Genomic DNA, 6,906 nt, shown 5'->3' with positions numbered 1-6,906 from the left:
GTACCCTGCCTTCTAGTGTCTTTTTCAACGGATTTGACCGATTGGCGCATGGGTGGGATTCGCGAACTTTCCTTGGGGAAACGCCGAACCAGGTCTTCACTGCTCTTGAGAACGTGCTGAGTTCGGAAAAACCCAGCAGATAGGCGATTTCCTTCATGGGCAGATCTGTTCTGCAAAGATAACGCTCTGCCGCCGAACGACGGATTTCTTCGCTGAGTTTGCGAAAACTTGTTCCCTCTTTCTCCAAAAGACGTTGAACCGCGCGCTGCGACATCCCCAGTTTGCCGGAAATTTGCGGAAGAGTACTGGCTCCATGAGAAAGATTGGAGGCGACTTCATTGGCAATTCTGGATAGCGGCGATTCCATTTGCCCGAATTTGTCCATCTCACCCGAGGCGGCTTTCAGGATGATTTCGTAAAGATGGCTGTCATTGCGGCGCAAAGACCGGGAAAGCAGCGACCGTGGAAAGGAGATGCGGTTATACGGTGCACCGAAAATCAGACGACCCTGATACTTTTTCTGAAATGCCGAAGTGTGAGTGGGAGGCACCGTAGCAAGTTCGATAAGGATCGGTGGTACCTGCATGTCCAGGGCATGTTCCAATTGCTGCGTCGCCCAGCCAATACGGGCAAACATGTTTTGCCGCCATTCGCCACGGCCTTCCAGGATGGGCCATTCCACGTATCCACCGGTTTCGGTTTCCTCGAACACCATCCTGTAGGCATTCGTCCGGATCGGGATGAATTTCACCCAGGCCTGACAGGCTTCCCTCAGACTGGGGGCACAGGCGAACAGATAATCGAAGATAGAGAAACAGCCGATATCGACATTGTTGAATATGTCGAACATTGCGGCATCGTCATCCAGATGGGCTGCCACATGTTCAAATACGCCGTGCCATGCCGTGATGGGGACGATCCCTTCCGGGTCTTCCATGCTTGCAAGGTCAAAGTTGTAACGCTTTGCGATGCCGGGCCAGTCCAAATCTTCATTTGAACAAATATCGCGCAGGACACGAAAAACGTCCGCGCGTGCCCATTCGCCTTCAAGCGGCATTTGGTTCTCCAGCCGACACGTGCACTTTTGTTTGGCGAACTGTGCATGACCAGGCGGCCCGGATCAAGTTACGTCGTATTTTGCTAACATCTAATATGCTGAATATAGAATATATGAAGCACCGCCTCCCGGAGGAAGGCGGTGCTTCGGAGGCCTTAAGCAGCGTCTTTTTCGCTGACTTCGGCGTGCGGCGGGAATTTGCCGTAGAACGTGGCGTTTTCTTTCGCCATATCTCTCAAGAGCTTGTTCGGCTTGAAGCGCGGGCCCCACTTCCTGGTGAACTTCTTGCAAAGTTCAACAAAGGCCGGTGTGCCCATCATGTCGATGTAGCTGAGTGTTCCACCGCTATAGGGGGCAAAGCCAAAGCCCAGGATTGAACCGACATCGGCTTCCCGAACATCCGTGAGGCATTTCTCCTCAAATATCCGTGCCGTTTCAAGGGCCTGCATCACCAGAAGACGTTGTTTCAGTTCTTCAATGTTGAAGCTCTCGGCGGATTTCGGCTGGCCGACAACATCCGGAATGCCCGGCCAAAGGCTCTTGTCCTTGCCCTTGTAGTCGTAAAACCCCTTGCCGTTCTTGCGGCCGAAGCGTTCCTGCTTGACCACCATTTCCTCAAGGATATTGTCCAGGGGGCCTTCGACATATTTGACGCCGAGATCCTTGCGTGTTGCGGAAACGATTTTCCAGGCGAGATCGAGAGCCACTTCGTCGCCAAGCGACAACGGGCCAACCGGCATCCCGGCCATTTTACCGGCATTTTCAATCATGGCGGCCGGAACACCATCTGCCAGCATCATCAGGCCTTCGCGGATATAGGTCATTACCACGCGGGACGTGTAGAAGCCGCGACTGTCATTGACGACAATCGGTGTTTTCTTGATCGCCTTGATATAGTCGAGAGCCATAGCGAGCGCCCGATCGGACGTGCGCTTGCCCAAAATGACTTCCACCAACATCATCTTGTCGACAGGCGAGAAGAAGTGAATACCGATGAAATTCTTCGGCCGTTTTGAAGCCTGGGCCAATGATGTGATCGGCAATGTCGAGGTGTTGGAGGCATAAATGGCGCGGGACTTCATCACCGCCTCGGCCTTTTCGGTCACCACCTTTTTGATCTCGCGATCCTCAAACACAGCTTCGATGACCAGATCGCAATCAGCCAGCGCTTCATAATCGGCAGTGGCCGTGATCTTCGACAGAAGCTTTTCCTTCTGTTCTTCGGTTGCCCGGCCACGCTTGATAGCCTTGCTGATCAGTTCGTCCGAATGCGCCTTGCCCTTGTCGGCAGCTTCCTGGTCTCGATCGATCAGGACGACATCGATGCCGGCCTGTGCCGTGACATAGGCGATCCCGGCACCCATGAACCCGGCACCCAGTATGCCGATTTTCTTGATCTTGTTCGGGCGTTGGTCAACCGGACGGCGGGCCAGTTTGTTCAGCTCCTGCATGGAAACAAACAGCGAGCGGATCATGTTGGCCGCTTCCGGTGTCTGAAGCACCTTGGCGAAATAGCGACTTTCCACCTGGAGGGCGAGATCCATCGGCAGCTGCAGGCCCTCGACAACCGCATGAAGCAGATAGCGGGCTCCCGGATAGTTGTCGAAAGTCTCTCGCCTGTAGATCGCATTGGCTGCCGGCCAGAACTGGAAACCTGCCGGGGAATAGATTTTGCCGTTCGGCAGCTTGTAGCCCTTTTTGTCCCAGTCCTTGACCGGGTCGAGGCCCGCCTTCAGCATCTTCTTGGCAGCGGCAACCAGTTTGCGAGTTCCGGTAACTTCGTCCACCAGCTTCATCTGCTTGGCCTGGGGTGCGCGCAGAGTCCGTCCCTGAAGCAGGAATTGCATTCCCTGCTGACCATCGGTCATGCGCATCACACGCTGCGTACCACCGGCCCCCGGGAAAAGGCCAACCTTGACCTCAGGCAGACCCATTTTCAGGCCCTCGTCGACGACCCGGCCGTGACAGGCAAGGGCCAGTTCCGTTCCGCCTCCCATGCAGGTTCCGGCAACTGCGGCGACAAACGGTTTGCCGCAGGTTTCAAGTTTGCGATAGACCTGTGTCAGCTTGCGGGAGCCTTCGAAAAGCGCTTTGGCAGCCGCTTCCGGGTCCTTGCTGCGCTGGATGTGGAAGTCCTTCAACAGTCCTTCCAGCATGGTCAGGTCCGCCCCGCCGGAAAACGCCGATTTGCCGGATGTGATGACCGCGCCTTTGATGGCATCGTCGCCAACCACCTGGTCGATGATCTGGTCCAGTTCATCCATGACTGAAAGGTCGATTACATTCATCGACTTTTCCGGCATATCCCAGCTGATAACGGCAAGGCCGTCTTCGTCGGTTTCGATTGTGAAATTCTTGTAGCTCATTTGAAAATCCTCCTCGGATCAAGCGTCGCTTGAGCAGGCAGTCTGCAATGGATGGAGTGTTGCGCTGCCGACTCTGTAATTCGCTCGCCTGTATTTGGTCTCGGAGCCGTCGAACGGCATCATCCAGCTTTCTTCCGCTGCGATCGATCTGTGTTCGAGGCTCTTGGGTACGACATGCCTGTCTCCGGTTCTCAGGACGACGTTGTCCCGGGCGCGGCAGCAAATGGTCAGGCTTTCCTGGACGAGGTAAAATTCGACCTCGTTTTTGTGGTCATGCCAGACGAATTTGCCATTCAACTTGGCAAGTTGGTCGCTCTGATCAACGACTTCGGACACCACACGGGAGAACCAGCGGTCGTTGGTCTGCGCAAACTCCTTGTCGGTAGTGCCGAGCATGGATCAGACCCGTTCGATAACGGTAGCCGTACCCATTCCCGCACCGATGCACAAAGTGACCAGAGCGGTGTTGAGATCGCGGCGTTCCAGTTCATCGAGGACCGTGCCCAGGATCATTGCACCGGTTGCGCCAAGAGGGTGACCCATGGCAATTGCACCGCCATTGACGTTGACGGTCTCGGGGTCAAGGTCAAATGCCTGCTGATAGCGCAGAACCACCGAGGCAAAAGCTTCGTTGATTTCGATGAGGTCGATATCCTTCATCTCCATCTTGGCGTTTTTCAAGAGCTTTTCAGTTACGTCCACCGGACCTGTGAGCATCAAGGCGGGTTCTGAGCCGATGTTGGCAAACGCCTTGATCCGGGCGCGCGGCTTCAGCCCGGAGGACCGGCCGGCCGTGCTGGAGCCGATGAGAACTGCGGCGGCTCCGTCGACAATGCCTGACGAGTTACCCGCATGATGCACGTGCCTGAGGGACTCGATTTCCGGATGTGCCTGAATGCCGACGGCGTCGAAACCGCCCATGCTGCCCATCAGCTCAAAGGATGGATTGAGCGAGGCGAGAGATTGCATGTCGGTTTCCGGCCGCATGTGTTCGTCACGGTCGAGGATGGTAATGCCGTTAATGTCTTTGACAGGTACGACCGATTTGGAAAAGCGGCCTTCTTCCCAGGATTTTCCGGCGCGTTTCTGACTTTCCACCGCATAGGCGTCGCAGTCGTCCCGTGTGAACCCGTACTTGGTCGCGATCAGGTCGGCGGAAACACCTTGCGGCATGAAATAGGAAGGGATCGCCACCTGGGGTTCGATCGGCCATGCACCGCCCGAGGCGCCAATGCCGACACGGCTCATGCTTTCCACGCCACCGGCGATGACCAGCTTGTGCTGACCGGCCATCACCTGAGCCGAGGCCATGTTGACCGCATCCAATCCAGAGGCGCAGAAGCGGTTGATCTGCATGCCTGGAACCGAAGTATCGTAATCAGCGGCGAAAACGGCAGCGCGAGCAATATCGCCGCCTGCTTCCCCGACCGGATCCACACATCCCAGAACAACGTCGTCCACCTTGGCAGTGTCGATGTTGTTGCGGTCGCGAATGGATTCCAGCGCCGTTGCCGCCAGCCGTACGGACGGCACTTCGTGCAGCGAACCGTCCTTTTTGCCGCGGCCGCGCGGGGTCCGCACGTGATCATAAATATAGGCTTCAGGCATCAGATCCTCCTCTAGATCAGATCAGTGTTACTTTGCATCCGGCATTGGGTGGCCGGGCATGAGGTCATAAGGATGTTTCCAGCCGGGCAGGGCCTTGATGCGGTCCAGCCAGGCGATGACTTGGGGGTAGGGCTCAAAATCGATACCGGTTTCGTCCCGTACGTAGAGATAACTGCACAACGACAGATCGGCGGTTGTCGGCCTTGTCCCGATGGCGAATTCGTTCTTCTGGAAATGCTTGTTCAGAATGGCAAGCGCACCTTTCGCCCGTCCATCGATGAACTTGGTCACGTCGTTTTCTCCGGTCTTGGCAAGTGAACGCATGAACCGCAGCGGGCCGATCATTCCGGAGACCTTCTGGTTATCGAAAATGGTCCAGCGCAGGATTTCGCGGCGCTCGTCGTCATTTTCCCAGCCGAACTTGCCGAACTGCTCAACCAGGTAATCCAGAATGACGCCAGATTGGGTCAGGATATTTGTGCCCTGGACCAGAACCGGAACTTCACCCATTTCGTTCAAAGTGCTGCGAAACTCTTCAGTCCGGGTTTCCCCGTTGAAGAAATCGACCCACTTGGGTTCCCAATCGGCACCGCACAGTTCCAGCATCAAGGCTGCCTTGTACGAGTGCCCGGACTGGGCCATGCAATGAAGAACGTATTCAGCCATAACTTGAAATCTCCCTGGCAAATCGAATCCGGCGAGAGCCTACACCGGGCAGTATCGATTTGCTTGGGTTGATTTCCGGCCCGGCGGGAACCGGGCCGGGTGGGATCAGAACGCCTCGGCGTCAATGGACATCATGGTTTGTGAACCGGAAGAAATCCGGGCCAGGTGAGCTGCGGTTTCAGGCATCGTCCGTTCCATGAAGAACGTGCCGAAGACAAGCTTGTTTTCCAACCATTCTGTCTTGTCGCCAGCACCTTCGCCGAGCTGTTCCTTGATGGTTTTGGCCATCTTGGTCCACATGTATCCGAGCGCCACCAGCCCGAAGAGATGCATATAGTCAACCGACCCGGCTCCGGCGTTGTCCGGGTTCTTCATGGCATTGTTCATGAACCACATTGTGGCCGCCTGAAGGTCGTCGGCACCTTTTTTCAAGGGGCCGGTGAACGCAGCAAGATCTTCGTTGTCCTTGTTTTCTTTCAGGAACGTATTGACTTCATTAAAGAAACTCATCACGGCGCGGCCCCCGTCGGCAGGCAGTTTACGGCCGACAAGGTCCAGCGCCTGAATTCCATTGGCGCCTTCATAGATCATGGCAATGCGGGCATCGCGGACAAACTGTTCCATACCCCATTCTGCGATGTAACCGTGACCGCCATACATTTGCTGGGCATTCACGGTATTGGCAAATCCGGTGTCGGTAAGAACACCTTTTAGGACAGGGGTCATCAGTCCCATCATGTCATCGGAAAACTGCTTTTCCTTTTCATCTTCGGAACGATGGGAGACATCGCCATGCAAGGCTGTCCAGATAATAAGGGCACGTGCAGCTTCGTTGAAGGACCGGATCGACATCAGGGTACGGCGCACATCCGGATGGACGATGATCGGATCAGCCGCTTTGTCGGGGTTTTTCGGACCCGTCAGAGAGCGGCCCTGCAGACGGTCCTGCGCATAGGTGACCGCGTTCTGATAGGCGACTTCGGACTGGGAGAGGCCCTGAACAGCCACGCCTAGGCGGGCTTCATTCATCATGGTGAACATGGCCCTCAAGCCCTTGTTCTCCTCGCCGACAAGCCAGCCGGTGGCATTGTCATAATTCATGACACAGGTTGAATTGGCGTGAATGCCCATCTTGTGTTCGATCGAGCCGCAGGAAACGCCGTTGTTGTCACCGACCGATCCGTCTTCCGCCACCTGGTTGCGCGGCAC

6 protein-coding genes are annotated in these 6,906 nt (G+C 55.8%); all 6 read right to left on the bottom strand.

The features are described from left to right. The coding region (locus tag K5905_RS23535; protein WP_297588499.1) for an AraC family transcriptional regulator at window positions 1–1,057 on the bottom strand (1,057 nt) is incomplete at its 3' end. A gap of 155 nt (window positions 1,058–1,212) precedes the next feature. Then, entirely contained in the window at window positions 1,213–3,423 is a 2,211-nt protein-coding gene (locus K5905_RS23530; RefSeq protein WP_297588496.1) for a 3-hydroxyacyl-CoA dehydrogenase NAD-binding domain-containing protein, read from the bottom strand. Window positions 3,424–3,441: 18 nt separating this feature from the next. Then, window positions 3,442–3,819, bottom strand: coding sequence for a cupin domain-containing protein (locus K5905_RS23525; protein WP_297588495.1), 378 nt, complete (start codon window positions 3,817–3,819; stop codon window positions 3,442–3,444). A 3-nt stretch (window positions 3,820–3,822) separates the two neighbouring features. Then, a complete protein-coding gene (locus tag K5905_RS23520) occupies window positions 3,823–5,031 on the bottom strand; it encodes an acetyl-CoA C-acetyltransferase (protein ID WP_297588493.1) in 1,209 nt (402 codons plus the stop codon). Between the two features lie 27 nt (window positions 5,032–5,058). Next, window positions 5,059–5,697 (bottom strand): glutathione S-transferase family protein, encoded by a 639-nt coding sequence (locus K5905_RS23515; protein WP_297588491.1) that lies wholly within the window; start codon window positions 5,695–5,697, stop codon window positions 5,059–5,061. A gap of 105 nt (window positions 5,698–5,802) precedes the next feature. Next, window positions 5,803–6,906, bottom strand: a 1,104-nt coding sequence (locus K5905_RS23510; protein WP_297588489.1) for an acyl-CoA dehydrogenase C-terminal domain-containing protein, incomplete at its 5' end; no start/stop codon positions are given.

Source organism: Roseibium sp. (genome assembly GCF_025698965.1).
Classification (GTDB): domain Bacteria; phylum Pseudomonadota; class Alphaproteobacteria; order Rhizobiales; family Stappiaceae; genus Roseibium.
This window is presented reverse-complemented; position numbering and strand designations above follow the sequence as displayed.